Here is a 13,966-nt window from a genome sequence, read left to right on the forward strand (position 1 = left end):
TGCTAATCGAATATTTTCAATTTTCATATTCATCACCTGATATCAGAACGGTACATCGTCGGAATACTGCGGAGCCGGCTGTTGCGATTTACCGCCATTTGATGGTTTCCGGTTACCACCTGAACGGACTGTTCTGGCGCTTATCACTGAATCAGCAATGACCTGTAAGCCGGACTGGGTTTCACCATTCCCGTCAACCCACAGGCTTACCTGCAGACTTCCTGAAACGCTGATAATGTCACCTTTAGAATGCTTGCTGAGCAGTTCTGCCTGACGACCAAATGTAGTAACAGCCAGCCATAATGTCGTTTCTCCGTTTTCAGCTTTCTGGCAGGGAAGAGCAACAGCCATTCGGGTAAATGCCATCTGGTTTCCGTTGGATATTGTTTTACTCTGAACATCGGCAACCAGTCGCCCGTGTGCTGCAATATGAGCTGTCATAATGATTTCTCCTCGCTTTCATCGAGCTGAACTAACAAATATGAACGAAGACGCTGCCCGTTAAGGTGGCGTAATCTGGGAGTTAAAGTCTGATAGCCTTTACCGCTGGCTGGTTTTCGAAGAAGCCCGGCGTTGCAAAGGATTCTGGCGAACTGAGACGCATCAAAGCCCTTCGCAACCTCAGTTTTGAATGCCGCTGGAAGAACATAGAACGAAACCGGTTCATTCGGATTTCCATCTTTATCCCTGTAACCTGCAAGGTTGTGGATGGGAAGGCTTTGTTCGTCATAAGGCAATGGTGCAAAACGGCTCATTCCAAAAGAACTAAGGAAAGCCATTGCCTGCTCAACAATTTGTTCAACTTCTTTATTCCCCGTACCAAAAACACCGATCCACGCGTTATAGCTGTACTGAATAGCATCCCGGCATGTTTGTTCATCCCAACCGGTGATTTCACGGCTAAGTAATAATGCAGCTTCGAGAATGGCAAAACGCACACCGACACGATGAACCTGCTCTCCGTATTCAGAAGGGATGAGAGCCCGCCAGCGCTCTTCTGCCTTCCTCACCGTCCTGACAGCTTCAGCCTGGTTATCTGCCAGCCAGCGAACCCATTCACGACCAGCGGCACCGTGGTTATTCTGGTATGCATCTTTCAGCGCATCAGCATGCTGTTTGCCATTCTGATAACCATGAAAGCGAATAGCCCGGCTCATTGGTATATTGAGCAATCGCACCAGCTGACCAGCCTTTGCTTTTTTACCGGCTCCAGATATGAAGGTTTCCATATCAACTTCGCCAGTACTGATAGCAATGGTACGCCAGCGTTTCAGCTCCCGGTTGCCCCCCTCCTTAGCGCCCTGAAGCTTGCCGGTACCATTAAACAATGCGTATGCCGACTTATAGACTTCAACCGGATCAGCGCCTTGCCCGATCTCATCAAGGGGCATCAATGCATCGTTGTGGGAAGCAGCCTCGTTCGCCAGGCCCAATGCTGTGCCATACCATGTAAGCCTCAGCAGGTCAGGATTCCCATAAAGGCTGGCGGCAACGTTTGCAGTAGTGGTTTTTCCGGCACTCGACTGTTCATAAAAGTGGATACCAAACCCATCGGCACCAGTTAGACCGATCAGAGGAGCCGCCAGAGCAGCAGCAACAGCAGTCATCATTGAGTAATTACCGCCAGCAAGCCGCGCCACGCTGTCTCTCCAGGTATCACCTGTCCCTTTGAGCGTATAACCCGCAGCAGCAGAGCTGCGACCATTGAACAGCACAGGGCTTACAGGAGAGCCGATAATTTCCCCATCAGGCATAATGTAAGCACCACATTGCCAGCCTGTGGCATGAGCAATCTGCCAGAGTTGACCGGTACCGGAGCACTGTAACCAGTCAGCTAAAATTGCGCGCAGGTTACTTTTTGTAGTGACATTTACTCCGCCAGATTTGAGCGAACGCCAGCCTTCACGCTCGCCGATATCAGCCAGTGGAACAGCGCGAACAACATATGAACAGGAACCATGTGGCAGCCATCGCAGAATTAAAAAGCAGTCTTTACCATCTGAACCAATTCCAGCGACTTCCAGAGGAGAGCATAACCAGCTTTCATTCTTGCTGATTTCCCCGCTTTCCTTATCCATGCGAGGAGTGACCCAAAAAATTCCATCTTTGCGGCTTTCGACATGGGCTTTAAGTGGATCAGAGGTAATATTTTCTTTCTCATTTACCGCCACCTCTACCTGAGCCAGGGCGCTTTCTCCTGTTTCTTCCTGTACCTTGAGTCGCTGAAGTTGGTCGGTCCAGTTTTCAAGTAAGTGATACGCTTCTGAATAAAAACGTGCTTCCTGCACCCCCGCTTTCGCAAGTTTGGTGGCAATAATGCTTATCTGGATCTCGCTCAGGGCGCCGCCCCGGTAAATGCGAACAGACCGGCGACCTTCATCAACTATTTTCAGCTTATTCAGCTCGGCGAGTTGTTGCTTACCCAGAACGACGGGAGGCACAGTGTCTTTTATGGGGTTTGACTCTTCCCAGGCTTTGGCGAAAGTCCATGCAACATCGCCCGCAAAGATAATGGCCTCTTCCCACTGGTCAGGAGGTAGTTTTTTCACATTGGGTGCATTTTTCATTCTGCCACCTCAATGCGCTGTCGGGGATTCAGGAATACCTGAATCCTGAATCTGAAGAATAAATTCATCATGGAGTCCAGACAAAATTTCCCGCCCCAGCTCCGACAATTCGCCGTTATCACCTCTCATAGCGATATAAAAGCTAATTGCGTTCGCTGTTCCCTGCTCAGCACCGTAGCGTTCAATGAGGGCAGCCTCGATATTATTCGCCATGGCAAAACGTTCGGCCGCAGGAAAGAGATTCATTCCTCCATGCTTCCCTACATAAATGGCGCTATCAAATTCCTCTCCGTTGAAGTTACGGGCGACAGTTGAACCATTCATCTCCTTCTGTTCCAGGAAGAAAATAGCCGCTATAAGCCATCGCCAGATAATCAACGTCTCATCCGCAGAGGTTGCATGATCTGAGTCTCCCCATTCATGGATAATTTTCATTCCCAGGAAAAGCTGTTCATCCCAGTAACCGGCATCAAGTCTGCTGGCTACCTGAGTAAAAGGGACTTGCTCCTGAAGCTCATAAATGCGCTCATCGTTAAGGCGCAAAATATTGATGAAACCTGAATGCGCTTCGACATGGAACGCGTCTACAGACTGGTGGGGGTTAATTTTGTTATGCATTTTCAATCTCCAGTCCGAATTTATTGGTTTTAGGTGCCTTAAGTGCAGCCTTAATTACTTCAGCCATAACCTCGTTCATTAAATCGACGCCATCACGATTGAGTTTGCTGTTGTCACGACTCAACAGTGATGAATAGGTCTCGCTCATAATGATTGTGCCCTGCTCCTGCCCGTAACGGTCTGAGCACTGTTTCTCAATACTTTCTTTAAGGCAGCGGGAAACGGATTGCACAGTCAGGTTGTTTATTTCAACAACCTTTCTGCCAATAACCGATTTCAGGGTTGGCTCACCATGATTGTTTAGACGGCAGTATTCAATAAATGCCGCCGCCATATGCTTTCTGTTATTTTCGAGATTCTGATTTGTCGGTTTCATAATTACCGTTCTCCTGTGTTCAGGCCGAGCGATTCCCCAGCCTGATGGCTGTAATTTTTCGATAATGTCGGGATGATTAGCTAAGTAGTCAGGCTTTCTTGTTTCTGACTTCCCTCAATACGGCATCAGCTTCACCGGCGTTGAATTTCAGGGCTGTAGCAATACCAGGTAAATACATCAGCATTTCGCCAATATTTCTCAGGTCTTCACGAGCCGCCTTGTCATCATAATTTTCATTATCGCAAGCCCAGAAAATCACATTACCGACAGAGCCAAGACCGGACATAATGCCTTCATAGGCACCTTCGGAATGAAGGCTGATCTTATGCAGCTTTTCCTGCGGCTCGTCACGAGAGCAACAACGAGTAAGGATTTGTTCAATCTGGCTCATGGGTTATCTCCTTGTCCTGAACTGACAGCCAGTGATTGGCTTGTTTCAGCAACTTTGCATTTTCGACTTTGTCGAGATTTTGCCCTCCATGCTTCACTGCCGCTGCAAGCCAGTCTTCGAGGAGACTGAAGAAACCGACAATCTGGCCTTGAAGGGCATATTCCTGTTCCGTCAATTTGCCAGCAGAGAAACCAAGGTCACACATATCCAGAACAACGGATTGCAGGTTACCGCCCAGGCCACGACCATTCTCCCGTAAATGTTTCAGGTAAATAATCGCCAGTGCTTTACCTGCCTCGCAGCCACCAAAGTAACCACCGTGGCGAGGTACAGCCCAGGAGCAATAACCTACTTTAGTTTCCTGGCGATCGACGAAAGGAAGACGCCCCCACACCGAACTGCGTTTTTTATGAAACCGGAGTTTTGTTGATTCAGACATTAGCCACCTCCTGAACAGGAAGACGGCCAGCAAAAGAAAGGATAAAGAACGGTGCAAGCACCATACGAGCATCATGCTCGGTTAGTGCTTCTACTGATACACGGCAAAATTTCGCTGACATGTCCGAGCGATTTAATGCCAGAAAGCGCCACTGATATGTTTTTTCAGGGCGAGTTTGGGTACTATGTGAATATGCCATAGTGTAAACCTCACTTACATTGTGGACAGAGGCCCAACCTGGACGGCCATCCGGTTGGGCTTCGTTATTTTCCCATTGAAACAAATTCAATGTGTAGTCCACCTTATTCGCTAGTGGACTACACGTCAACCATTGAATGAGATTTTTTTTCGCGTAAACTGTACTCCACTTCCCACACGAGACTAACTTGATGGCAACAGGAACGCACAACGCTAAATCACAAAAACTACAGGTCCGAACTCCCCACGAAGTGGTTGAAGCAATGGAGCTAGTTAAAGAACCAGGTGAAAGCACTGCACAATTTATCGTCACTTCAATGGAAGGTGAGATTAAACGTCGCCAGAGAAAGAAAACCAAAGAAGCATCTGAGTAGTGATCGCTATGGTGATTTAAGGCAGCGCTATTATCGCTGCCTTTTTTGTTCACACCAGCCAGTCGCAACATTAGCGAACCTCCAGTTGCTTGCCGCCACCAATGAGATCCAGCTTTAATTGGCTCAGGCTTTGAACCAATGACTCAGCCCTTTCGAGGACCACAAGATCATCCTGACGTTGACGCAAACGACGGCCTGCATCGCTGGAGTCTTCATCAGAGATCTTGCGCGCACCAGCCACGATATCTTGCAGTTCTTGCACGGTGCAGTTGAGGTAGCCATGAGCCTGCCGATCTAATTCTTCCATGTAGTCGTACACCTTAGCCTGCAGATCATAGCTGTAACTCATCGCCATCAGGCAAGCTTCGCGTTTGGGAAAATTATAAATATCGCGTTCAACCTGGCCGCCAGTACCATTAACGTAGACAGCAGTTGCAAAAAAATTTGCAGCTGCTTCACCAAGCACTTTCGGGACCTTACTCATAAAGCTTCGGTGTTCAAGCTTACGATACTTCTTGCAAGGGAATTCGAGCCCTTCGGATTCAGCCTTTGCTTTACGATCAGCATTGATATAATCGACCATTTCGAGGCTACTCATTCGCGGTTGTTCAGCGAAAGTAATTACTCCCGACATTTCCTTGGAGTGTGAGGAGTCCTTGCCAGCAAGGGCACTTAATTTATTCATGGATAATTACCTGTCGTTAATTGAATCGAAGAAAGTCGCGACAATCAGATACTCACCGAATGTATCTGCAAGCTCACGCAAGTTTTGACAATTGCATGTACATAATTAGGCTACCTCCTTACGGGATTCTTCAATGCGCTGGTTAATCCAGTCATCAATTTCACTTTCAACAAAGGCGATAGACCGAGATCCAATTTTTATCGATTGAGGAAACCGTTTTTCTTTAAGAAGACGGTAAATCCAAGCCTTGCTATAGCCAGTACGACGTTGTACTTCCGGGAGACGAATAAGTACCTTAGGCATGTTTACTCCTATAATCCATAATGCACTTAAGTAGACGCAAGTAGATAATTGAATGGTAGACGACAAAAATTTGGGGCGGAAGAGAATAAAAAACCTCAGAAAAAGAAACGCTTCGAGTTTCAAATAATTCTACTCGAAGCGTAATCCTGTAAAAACGTGTATTTTATTTTTGCAGAATTTCACTTACTACAAAATTCTACTCATTAATTCTGACATCTTAGCTGAGTTGATTTCACCGTCTTTATTCATATGAAGGCGAAGCAAACGTGTATATTGCTCACTCATAGCCTCTAATGCGAACGGTTTGATGGTCTCTTTAATTGCCTGAGTGTCTTTTGGATCATCGTTAAAGACTAATGCCCCTATCATTGGGTTTGTAACCTCCTTTTCGAACCGCTTCTCCCAAATAAGCAGATCAAGGATAGGTATTACTCTGTTGCTCATTAATTTTTGTAGAGTTTTCAATCCAATCCTTTTTTGAGCAACATGGGCATGTTCAGGTAGCTCCAACTGTTTCCTCCATAATGGAAGTAGTTTTTTTATACTGGCTATTATTTCTTCATCAGTTGCATCATCTAAATTAACTGATAACAATACTGAATGAGCAAAGCAATCATCCAGATTTCCTGAAACGCTCGCGAGCATAGCCTCTGCCTTTATATAAAAATATTCATCATCTCTTTTAAAAAAACCCTTATCAATAGCGCAATAACCATACATTGAAAGCTCTGTAAAACTTATAGGAGTCACTCCCAAACCTGATGATATACTAGGCAATTCCCCGTACATATTTCGCAAGGAAGGCGTTTGGTCATTTATGCTATGAATAAACTCCTCATTTTCTCTTTCCTCTTTGTTTGGAATATCAAGGTTTGGATCTCCTTCAAATATACGTTGATATTTAATTTCGTATTCATTATCAAAAAAAAGATGATTTTTCATCAATATAGCGATAAAGAAAATCTCTCCACTCAAGTTCAACGATAAATTCAGAGAATGTTAAATCATTAATAAATTCGTAATTAGTGAGTTCAAACCATGATAAATCTTTTTTTGTCGCTCGAATCATACGCACCTCACTCCCCTGGTTCTGGCGGCTATGTCAGCCCGCAGAGGTGTACGGGTTTTCGGGGATCAACCTAGACATAGCCTTATTCGCTACGTCTATTATCGTCTCGTGTCGTCTATTAGTCCATAATTCACTGTATGCAAAATCAGTAAAAAATGACAATGGTGGTAGTAATAAAAATAATTATCCCAAGATATAAAATTGTGACGATAATCAGAGATACACTGAATTATCCACTCATTTATCTCACTTTCGATAAATACTACAGAAAGAGTTCCAATTTTCATGGAGTTAGGAAAGCGTTTTTTGATTAATCTATAAATGCATGCCTTACTGTAGCCAGTTCTGCATAGAAGCTCAGAAAGACAGAACAGATAAGAGTATTTGGACATAGAACTATTCCCTAGCAACAGATACGACAAAAAAACCTGTCCATTAAATGGCAGGTTTTTTGGAACTGTTTGGGTTTTGAATACAGATTCTTAAGTACTGTTAAAACTGAAAGCTATTAAAGAATGCAGGCAGCGCATCTGCCTTCTTTATAAGGGAAGAATATGACCCTGCTAGAGGTCATGAGCCGTTTGTTTTAAAGAACTAAAAAATGATGCTGGTGAGTGTCAATGCACTAAGATGCATAAACTATCCATATTTGCCCTTTTTCAGGGCAAGAGTCTACCACGTCCTATGGTAGCTCGCCCGCATCGGGCGAGAAACATCATTTTAAAGAGCATTGCACTTTTCAGCGCCGAAGATTGCAAAACAGCAATCATTGTCAATTAAAGTGTAATGTAGAACACTGCTGTCTACTTGTCCAGTGTCTTGTCTATCAACTAATCACTATCCATTCGCACAGTATGTTGTTCCAAACGCCCTCAATATTGTTCCAGAGTTGTTCCATATATAAATAATATAAACCAATGCATACATCAACTTACTGACTAATGAAGGTAAATGGAACAACCGGAACAACTGGAACAATTACTTTCAGCCCAACATGAACGATTTACTTGCATATAAGTCCTTTGCAATAGTAAGAGCCTGTTCAATGCTTCGGGAAAGAGTTATGAAATGGTTTGTGGTCGCAACTATGTTGTTTTCTGTATCTGTTCACGCTGCATGCTGGACAGTAGAAGGGGTGAAAGGCTCCAGTTACAGTGAACGAGAGGGATACTCCCGTATTGATGACGGATTCAACGGGAAATTCACCATAGTGATTGATGGTGAAAGGGCTGCAGTTCTGTATGACGGGCTCGATGCAGGCGGCATGATTTACAGGCCATTCAGCGATAATGTTGTGCTGGGATTAACGACCGAACCAGGCAAGCATGCAATGGAAACTTGGGTCATTCAGAAAGATGGCACCGTCCTTATGACCAAAACAATCTCTGGCTTTGGTGGGCTGGATTCATCCAAGGCGATGATAGGTAAGGTGACAGGCAACTGCCTGAAATAGGAACTGCCCCATAACTACCAATGTCATATGAAAGGTAATAATCGGGACCAGCTAACCATGATGGAAAGGTAATGACATGAGACCACTAATTACTGATGACGAAATAGAGTTACTCAAGGCTGACCTGGACAAGCTGGACCAAAGCCAGCTTGTCGGGATAGAAGCATACGAGGCCCTGCAGCTTCTGGAGATGCGCAGGCAGACAGCGAAGCTGGAATTTATCAAACGACTGCTGGCGAAAGAAGATGAGTAAGGCAATAAAAACCCGGCGCGGTGGCCGGGTTATTTAAGCAACAAGAGATTCAATCCACTTATCTCTATTGTGAAAGGGGAGTACAAGAGCATCATCGTTGAATAGTAAGGATAACTGCTGTAGCTCATGGCTTAGGCCTTCGCTATCTACAATAACAAAGCGATTATTGATTAGCGGTACTGAATGACTAATATCAACAATCTTACCAACAGTAGCGTGAGCAGTATTCCACCCTCTCTGGCTGTTAAGACTTACTGTAAATCCCCTTTTAGGGGCCAACAATTTCGATTCCTGCTTGAGGGTTATTGGTACTGTAATCTCGTGACCGCTTATTCCTCTCACTTTTTCTTTGAGAGACAATCTAGCTCCTAGCCCTTGTGATTTCAGATAGTTAATGACGCACTTTTCAAATTTATCATCCTTTATTTCTGCATACCAATCAGCTGATTGGGCTGATGCAAGGAGACCACCACGAATGACATTAGCAGTCATCACGCCAACCGTTTTTTCGTTAGCCCAGGCAGTTATTTCACCAGATTCATTAAGAGTCACACCTTGAGATGCCAGCGAGGATCTTATGAGGTCAATTTTCTTTTTCGTTAAATTGATACCCTTAGATTCCATGTTCATCAAAGTGTCGCAGTAGTCAGTGATCCGATACTGACCACTTAACTCTTGCACGAACACACTTATCTGTTCGCTATCGTCATAGTATGTGAATGGGCTGATCACGCGCAACAGCGTATCGCTCATTGGGTGACACTCAAACCCGAGCTTAGATATGACTGTTGAACACGTTACATTTCCCATGATAACTGGCCTGAATTGTCCTGATTTGGTAGCGGCGGATTGCCTGTATATTTGATATTAAGCTTAGAGCAAAAGTAATTCCAGTAACTAAAAAAGTCATCCGGCGCAATGTCGGTATCGAGTTTTAGGGCTATCTCATCACCCACAGATTCGAAGTACATGTGGTAATGCGGACCTATGGCGACTTCTACAAAGTCTGGGTGATCAACCTTACTTCTGTTCCTGTGCCTTTCAGAAGGATAGGGGTCGAGCGCATAAACTCTTCTGTCCTGCATTAGCATGACAAATGACAGCTTTATTGTGTCCACCCCTTCAACAAGCGGATATCGCCAATGTAGCAAGAATCTGATACCGACAATTGGGTTTCCATCGACATCAAACGCTTTGAGGTCAAGTTTATACCAAATCGGCTGCCTGCCATCGCTGGCACTCCAAGAGACGCCCGTGAATGACACTTGCTTTGGAACATTTATTGCCTCATCGACATCTTTTTGCGACGGCTTGAAGTCACCTTTCTTCGCCACTGAATTTGCTCATCCTGAATTAGTTGCTTTAGTAATTTTTCTGACCTACATAACCCAAGCGTCTATTCTTGCCATGAATTACCCATGCTTCCTGTACGTCTGCGGCATCACCCAAACGCCTCTTCCGGCCACTACAGCTACAGCAGCCAACACGTATTACCTTACTGGCAATGCACACCACATGTCGCAAAGCAGATACCACATGGTTATACAGATAGTGATTACACCTAAGGCAAATTTCATTACGTTTCCTTGTAATGCACAAAATTCACCCTGTTAGGACAAATCTTAGATCATCATCAGCCTGTGCAACACCTGGTGTTTTATCAGGTAGTACTACCTGGAGCATCTATAATGCCGCCAGGAAATCGGCATACCATTGCATCATTTCTCTTCGCCCTTCCAGATACTGAGCATGGTTATACGTCCCGCGAATAGTATTTTTGTCAGCATGGGCAAGCTGAGCTTCAATCCATGCTGTGTTAAACCCCTGCTCATGCAGAATAGTGCTCATGGTATGCCGGAAGCCATGGCCTGTTGCCCTGCCGTCGTACCCTACTCGCTTGATGACCTGGTTGATACTGGCCTCACTCATCGGCTTGCCGGCGTCATTACGCCCGGGAAAAACATATTTACCGCGCCCGGTAATGCTCTTAACCTCCAGGAGCATCGCTTTCACCTGGCTCGAAAGAGGAACCAGATGAGGGCGGCGCATTTTCATACGCTCTTTAGGTATCTGCCAGAGGTCATTTGAAAAGTCGAATTCCTTCCACTCTGCGGCACGTAATTCAATAGTACGGACACCGGTGTACATCAACAGTAAGGTGGCGGTCCGGGTGATTTTACTGCCGCTATAATCCATAAGAGCTTCAATAAATCCGCCAAGTTCATCGCGCTGTAAATGAGGATAGTGTTGTTGCTTCGGTGGTTTGAGTGCTCCCGCCAGATCCGCAACTGGATTGAACTCTGCACGCCCGGTAATGATTGCGTATGTGAAAATTTGCTTACAGGCCTGTCGTATCTTCTTGAGCTTATCCAGTACGCCCCTTTCTTCCAGCTTCTTCAGAACGGCCAGCATATCTACAGGCTTGATATCCGTAATGGCACGCTTGCCGATATAAGGGAAAATATCTTTCCTGAGCGACTCAAGGATGTCGTCGGCATAACCAGATGACCAGTTAGGTTTTTTGTGTTTATGCCATTCAACAGCAATCAGTTCAAAGCTGTTCTGCATTGCTAAAGCCTTGGCGTTTTTAATGGCCTGCTTCACATCAGATGGATCGCTGCCAGCCGCAATGACACGTTTTGCCTCATTACGTTTATCGCGCGCATCAGCCAGGGTGACATCAGGGTATACGCCAAGAGCCAGCAACTTCTCTTTACCTGCATAACGATATTTGAGTCGCCAGTATCGAGAACCATTTGGGTTAACCAGCAGATACATTCCGCCCCCGTCAGAGAGTTTATAGGGCTTGTCCTGAGGTTTGGCAGTGCTTACCTGACGTGCGGTGAGCTTCATTCTGGGGGTGTCTCATTTCATTGAACAGAATATACCCCCAAATGTACCCCCACATAACGGTAGATTTCAAGATATGTTAATAGACGATGGGAGACAAAAGATAATGGAGAAACAGCGTGGAGTCTGGGTTTAGTAGACTTATGGAGACGTGAGTAGAAGAAAGGATGGTACGCCCTACAGGGTTCGAACCTGTGACCTACGGCTTAGAAGGCCGTTGCTCTATCCAGCTGAGCTAAGGGCGCATTATGTGGATGCTCACCGTTGAGGTGGAAACGCCTGGAATTATACGGTCAGCGCCTGGTGAGTCAATGTATTTTCCGCTGGTTGCTTGCTTAGTGAACGACGCTGCGCATTTTCGCAACACCTGCCCCATTTATGCCCGAAAAGACCTGGTCTTTCTACTTATCCTGATCGCTTCCTGGGAAAAGTCCCATGTCTCTTTAAGTATTCGCGCCTATATCCCCCGCTTTGTGAAGGACAAAATGTTTCCATTAACTAATGTAATGGAGCCTATTCGTGACAAATAGAGCAAAACACAAACAAGGCCGGACTTATCAATGTAAATCAAAACCGATTATACAGCGCGATAATAGTGATGGGATGCTTAACCGTCGGCCAGCTATTGCCGCGACCGGAAACAGGGTTGAACGCGATTACAGTTCGTTTGCGCTGCGGTTATTACACGACCAGACGCGAAACTTAACATTGCCGGGATCAACACGCCAATCCTTGCCTAATCTGCCACTTCACTATCAGTCTTACACCATCTCATTTATGGACATCCCGATAGTATATCGCCCAGATTTAGCGGTTGAATCATTGAACTTACAGGCTTTTGCGGTGCATGGTGGCGCGCAACATATCCATTGCCATCACACCGTCACACAACTTCACTCTTCTGGTGTCGCGTTTTTTCTGGACAATCGCACCCGGGAAGCGCCAGAGGCTTTTGCTGATACAGGCTTGCATATTTCCAGCTTACTGGTTGATAAAACGGCAACCTGGCAGCGCCTTTATACGCCCGATATTCTCAAACCGGGCATAAACCAGCCCAGTCATTTTGCTCATATGGCATCCATTACATGGCGCGAAACAGCACAACAGCCGGATGCGCAGTTTGCGCATGGCTTTTTTTGGCCAACACTTTTCGGTCACGAAAAGTGAAATACGTTTGCGAGGGAAAATGCGAACTTTCATCCGCCGGGAAAAAAATCGCCTCCACAGGCCCGATTACCGGGTTTTACCCTATCGGGAATATCCGCCGCCGGTGTTTGACAGGCTGGAACACCTTACTCAGCAGCTCAGTTTCGCCCTGCCTGAATGCATCATCAGCCAGATATTAATTTCAACCGATAGTTTTCTCAGCTATGCCTGGAACAGGGGGCTCTTCTCCGGTAAACGCAACGCCGTGTTTTCATCGCTTGATTCAGCACATCATCGGTTCGCGGAGCCGCATCTCTCGCACCTGATCGTGGATATGGAGAGCCTGCTCACATCGCGTTTTAGCGCCCTGGAAACCCTGCGGCAGCTCGCTTCGCACAATCGCAAACTTCATATCTATCTGTTAGCGACAAAAAGCGACGCGCCACTGTTTAATTTCCTGCGCGCGGCTGGTCCCTTTCGCGTAATAAAACGGGATCTCCCCGTCAAGCCATTCAGGCAGGCGCTGTTGGCTCCTGCCTCACCTGTTGATGTTTCGCGCAAATTTCCGCCGGTAGAGTGGCAGATGTTCACCGCGCTGGCGCAAGGAAAAACGCTGAAACATGTCGCTCAGCTACTCAATCTGCCTTACCATCGCATGGTTTATCGTCTCAACCTACAACTGAGGCAACTTGGGTTGCCCGATCGTCAAAGTTTGCTTCATTTACTGCACCGCTTAACGATAGATGCTAATCACTATTGGGGATAACAGGCGTTGCCATCCTCCTTATCTAAGAAATTACTTAGTCAATTTTTCTTGCCAGGTATGTTTTTTTACATAAAACCAACAATTACAACTATTCCTGGTACTGTCTTTTTTTAAAATCCACTCAGATTCCACCCAAGACGCACGTTGTTATCCAGCGTTGTAGCAAAGAAATTGCGATAACAGCGATTAACAATAAGAAAACAATCAAATAATTAAATTGTTTTAACCATTAAAAAGAGCGTAAAAAACCATGCTTATCAAAATCAGCAAGCTATCATGCCAAATATTCAATCACCTATTATTGCTCTCAGAACTTCATATTTAGAAATAGCCTTCATGAACTCTTAACGCTTTTCTGCCAGAACTTCCCAGGTATAATTACAGTAACTTATTAATAATTACGATATCTCTCTGTATTAGCACGTAATTGATATTCCCCGCATTCGTAAATTACGAATGAAAATAACTTGGCGAGTAA

General features: G+C 45.5%; 20 protein-coding genes, 1 tRNA gene and 1 pseudogene. 6 read left to right on the plus strand and 16 right to left on the minus strand.

The window, feature by feature from the left end; translation table 11 throughout:
* Nucleotides 1–42: 42 nt before the first annotated feature.
* The 7 genes from AAIG26_RS05440 to AAIG26_RS05470 all read right to left on the minus strand — a co-directional run bounded on the left by AAIG26_RS05440 (nucleotide 43) and on the right by AAIG26_RS05470 (nucleotide 4,590).
* Nucleotides 43–441, minus strand: a complete 399-nt coding sequence (locus AAIG26_RS05440; RefSeq protein ID WP_043954523.1) for a single-stranded DNA-binding protein — start codon at nucleotides 439–441, stop codon at nucleotides 43–45.
* Complete coding sequence (locus AAIG26_RS05445) at nucleotides 438–2,567, minus strand: DUF927 domain-containing protein (protein WP_343180162.1); 2,130 nt, start codon at nucleotides 2,565–2,567, stop codon at nucleotides 438–440. Before AAIG26_RS05445 ends, AAIG26_RS05440 begins: the two co-directional genes overlap by 4 nt.
* Before the next feature lie 9 nt (nucleotides 2,568–2,576).
* Complete coding sequence (locus AAIG26_RS05450; RefSeq protein ID WP_160271033.1) at nucleotides 2,577–3,185, minus strand: hypothetical protein; 609 nt, start codon at nucleotides 3,183–3,185, stop codon at nucleotides 2,577–2,579.
* A complete protein-coding gene (locus AAIG26_RS05455; RefSeq protein WP_160271034.1) occupies nucleotides 3,178–3,561 on the minus strand; it encodes a hypothetical protein in 384 nt (127 codons plus the stop codon). The genes AAIG26_RS05450 and AAIG26_RS05455 overlap by 8 nt, the downstream gene beginning before the upstream one ends.
* Before the next feature lie 88 nt (nucleotides 3,562–3,649).
* Nucleotides 3,650–3,952, minus strand: coding sequence for a hypothetical protein (locus AAIG26_RS05460; RefSeq protein WP_160271035.1), 303 nt, complete (start codon nucleotides 3,950–3,952; stop codon nucleotides 3,650–3,652).
* Nucleotides 3,939–4,391 (minus strand): hypothetical protein, encoded by a 453-nt coding sequence (locus AAIG26_RS05465; protein WP_160271036.1) that lies wholly within the window; start codon nucleotides 4,389–4,391, stop codon nucleotides 3,939–3,941. The genes AAIG26_RS05460 and AAIG26_RS05465 overlap by 14 nt, the downstream gene beginning before the upstream one ends.
* Nucleotides 4,384–4,590 carry a host cell division inhibitor Icd-like protein gene (locus AAIG26_RS05470; protein WP_343180164.1) on the minus strand — a complete coding sequence of 69 codons (207 nt, stop codon included), beginning with the start codon at nucleotides 4,588–4,590 and terminating at the stop codon, nucleotides 4,384–4,386. Before AAIG26_RS05470 ends, AAIG26_RS05465 begins: the two co-directional genes overlap by 8 nt.
* Before the next feature lie 190 nt (nucleotides 4,591–4,780).
* Between AAIG26_RS05470 and AAIG26_RS05475 the strand changes: the two genes are divergently transcribed.
* Complete coding sequence (locus AAIG26_RS05475) at nucleotides 4,781–4,963, plus strand: YlcI/YnfO family protein (protein ID WP_343180166.1); 183 nt, start codon at nucleotides 4,781–4,783, stop codon at nucleotides 4,961–4,963.
* Between the two features lie 70 nt (nucleotides 4,964–5,033).
* Here AAIG26_RS05475 and AAIG26_RS05480 read toward each other — a convergent pair whose 3' ends face one another.
* The 5 genes and pseudogenes from AAIG26_RS05480 to AAIG26_RS05500 all read right to left on the minus strand — a co-directional run.
* The gene (locus AAIG26_RS05480; RefSeq protein WP_343180168.1) at nucleotides 5,034–5,648 is read right to left on the minus strand and encodes a Rha family transcriptional regulator; all 615 of its coding nucleotides are present in this window, start codon (nucleotides 5,646–5,648) and stop codon (nucleotides 5,034–5,036) included.
* A 105-nt stretch (nucleotides 5,649–5,753) separates the two neighbouring features.
* Entirely contained in the window at nucleotides 5,754–5,951 is a 198-nt protein-coding gene (locus AAIG26_RS05485; protein WP_343180170.1) for an AlpA family transcriptional regulator, read from the minus strand.
* A gap of 186 nt (nucleotides 5,952–6,137) precedes the next feature.
* A complete protein-coding gene (locus AAIG26_RS05490; protein ID WP_343180171.1) occupies nucleotides 6,138–6,893 on the minus strand; it encodes a DUF6387 family protein in 756 nt (251 codons plus the stop codon).
* Complete coding sequence (locus tag AAIG26_RS05495; protein ID WP_343180172.1) at nucleotides 6,871–7,026, minus strand: DUF6387 family protein; 156 nt, start codon at nucleotides 7,024–7,026, stop codon at nucleotides 6,871–6,873. Before AAIG26_RS05495 ends, AAIG26_RS05490 begins: the two co-directional genes overlap by 23 nt.
* Nucleotides 7,027–7,226: 200 nt before the next feature.
* Nucleotides 7,227–7,412: pseudogene (locus AAIG26_RS05500) on the minus strand (AlpA family phage regulatory protein); the annotation flags it as partial.
* 671 nt (nucleotides 7,413–8,083) lie between these two features.
* Between AAIG26_RS05500 and AAIG26_RS05505 the strand changes: the two are divergent.
* Both AAIG26_RS05505 and AAIG26_RS05510 read left to right on the plus strand, forming a co-directional pair.
* Nucleotides 8,084–8,473, plus strand: a complete 390-nt coding sequence (locus AAIG26_RS05505; protein ID WP_343180173.1) for a hypothetical protein — start codon at nucleotides 8,084–8,086, stop codon at nucleotides 8,471–8,473.
* 76 nt (nucleotides 8,474–8,549) lie between these two features.
* A complete protein-coding gene (locus AAIG26_RS05510; RefSeq protein ID WP_174240586.1) occupies nucleotides 8,550–8,726 on the plus strand; it encodes a hypothetical protein in 177 nt (58 codons plus the stop codon).
* A gap of 33 nt (nucleotides 8,727–8,759) precedes the next feature.
* Here the strand turns inward: AAIG26_RS05510 and AAIG26_RS05515 are convergent, their stop codons facing one another.
* From AAIG26_RS05515 to AAIG26_RS05530, 4 genes are all read right to left on the minus strand, one after another.
* Nucleotides 8,760–9,536: a DUF1828 domain-containing protein gene (locus AAIG26_RS05515; RefSeq protein WP_343180175.1), complete on the minus strand. Its 777-nt coding sequence runs from the start codon at nucleotides 9,534–9,536 to the stop codon at nucleotides 8,760–8,762.
* The gene (locus AAIG26_RS05520; RefSeq protein ID WP_340224101.1) at nucleotides 9,524–10,060 is read right to left on the minus strand and encodes a hypothetical protein; all 537 of its coding nucleotides are present in this window, start codon (nucleotides 10,058–10,060) and stop codon (nucleotides 9,524–9,526) included. The genes AAIG26_RS05515 and AAIG26_RS05520 overlap by 13 nt, the downstream gene beginning before the upstream one ends.
* A 349-nt stretch (nucleotides 10,061–10,409) precedes the next feature.
* Nucleotides 10,410–11,579 carry a tyrosine-type recombinase/integrase gene (locus tag AAIG26_RS05525; protein ID WP_343180177.1) on the minus strand — a complete coding sequence of 390 codons (1,170 nt, stop codon included), beginning with the start codon at nucleotides 11,577–11,579 and terminating at the stop codon, nucleotides 10,410–10,412.
* Nucleotides 11,580–11,744: 165 nt separating this feature from the next.
* Nucleotides 11,745–11,821 (minus strand) — tRNA-Arg (locus AAIG26_RS05530).
* Nucleotides 11,822–11,824: 3 nt separating this feature from the next.
* Here AAIG26_RS05530 and AAIG26_RS05535 point away from each other — a divergent pair.
* Genes AAIG26_RS05535 through AAIG26_RS05545 form a run of 3 tightly spaced genes read left to right on the plus strand, consistent with a single transcriptional unit; the run spans nucleotide 11,825 to nucleotide 13,488 of the window.
* Nucleotides 11,825–12,106, plus strand: coding sequence for a hypothetical protein (locus AAIG26_RS05535; protein ID WP_020456858.1), 282 nt, complete (start codon nucleotides 11,825–11,827; stop codon nucleotides 12,104–12,106).
* Nucleotides 12,096–12,743: a hypothetical protein gene (locus AAIG26_RS05540; protein WP_343180179.1), complete on the plus strand. Its 648-nt coding sequence runs from the start codon at nucleotides 12,096–12,098 to the stop codon at nucleotides 12,741–12,743. The genes AAIG26_RS05535 and AAIG26_RS05540 overlap by 11 nt, the downstream gene beginning before the upstream one ends.
* Entirely contained in the window at nucleotides 12,703–13,488 is a 786-nt protein-coding gene (locus AAIG26_RS05545) for a DNA-binding response regulator (protein WP_238328358.1), read from the plus strand. The genes AAIG26_RS05540 and AAIG26_RS05545 overlap by 41 nt, the downstream gene beginning before the upstream one ends.
* The last annotated feature ends 478 nt before the right edge of the window (nucleotides 13,489–13,966 follow it).

Source organism: Kosakonia sp. PSU_27 (assembly GCF_039409795.1).
Taxonomy (GTDB): Bacteria; Pseudomonadota; Gammaproteobacteria; order Enterobacterales; family Enterobacteriaceae; genus Kosakonia.

Bases quoted from the DNA above. Each gene is read 5' to 3' on its own strand.
- AAIG26_RS05440 (WP_043954523.1), bottom strand. From the start codon at position 441: ATGACAGCTCATATTGCAGCACACGGGCGACTGGTTGCCGATGTTCAG.
- AAIG26_RS05460 (WP_160271035.1), bottom strand. From the start codon at position 3,952: ATGAGCCAGATTGAACAAATCCTTACTCGTTGTTGCTCTCGTGACGAG.
- AAIG26_RS05505 (WP_343180173.1), top strand. From the start codon at position 8,084: ATGAAATGGTTTGTGGTCGCAACTATGTTGTTTTCTGTATCTGTTCAC.
- AAIG26_RS05465 (WP_160271036.1), bottom strand. From the start codon at position 4,391: ATGTCTGAATCAACAAAACTCCGGTTTCATAAAAAACGCAGTTCGGTG.
- AAIG26_RS05470 (WP_343180164.1), bottom strand. From the start codon at position 4,590: ATGGCATATTCACATAGTACCCAAACTCGCCCTGAAAAAACATATCAG.
- AAIG26_RS05455 (WP_160271034.1), bottom strand. From the start codon at position 3,561: ATGAAACCGACAAATCAGAATCTCGAAAATAACAGAAAGCATATGGCG.
- AAIG26_RS05490 (WP_343180171.1), bottom strand. From the start codon at position 6,893: ATGAAAAATCATCTTTTTTTTGATAATGAATACGAAATTAAATATCAA.
- AAIG26_RS05545 (WP_238328358.1), top strand. From the start codon at position 12,703: ATGGCTTTTTTTGGCCAACACTTTTCGGTCACGAAAAGTGAAATACGT.
- AAIG26_RS05450 (WP_160271033.1), bottom strand. From the start codon at position 3,185: ATGCATAACAAAATTAACCCCCACCAGTCTGTAGACGCGTTCCATGTC.
- AAIG26_RS05445 (WP_343180162.1), bottom strand. From the start codon at position 2,567: ATGAAAAATGCACCCAATGTGAAAAAACTACCTCCTGACCAGTGGGAA.
- AAIG26_RS05510 (WP_174240586.1), top strand. From the start codon at position 8,550: ATGAGACCACTAATTACTGATGACGAAATAGAGTTACTCAAGGCTGAC.
- AAIG26_RS05535 (WP_020456858.1), top strand. From the start codon at position 11,825: ATGTGGATGCTCACCGTTGAGGTGGAAACGCCTGGAATTATACGGTCA.
- AAIG26_RS05485 (WP_343180170.1), bottom strand. From the start codon at position 5,951: ATGCCTAAGGTACTTATTCGTCTCCCGGAAGTACAACGTCGTACTGGC.
- AAIG26_RS05480 (WP_343180168.1), bottom strand. From the start codon at position 5,648: ATGAATAAATTAAGTGCCCTTGCTGGCAAGGACTCCTCACACTCCAAG.
- AAIG26_RS05525 (WP_343180177.1), bottom strand. From the start codon at position 11,579: ATGAAGCTCACCGCACGTCAGGTAAGCACTGCCAAACCTCAGGACAAG.
- AAIG26_RS05475 (WP_343180166.1), top strand. From the start codon at position 4,781: ATGGCAACAGGAACGCACAACGCTAAATCACAAAAACTACAGGTCCGA.
- AAIG26_RS05515 (WP_343180175.1), bottom strand. From the start codon at position 9,536: ATGGGAAATGTAACGTGTTCAACAGTCATATCTAAGCTCGGGTTTGAG.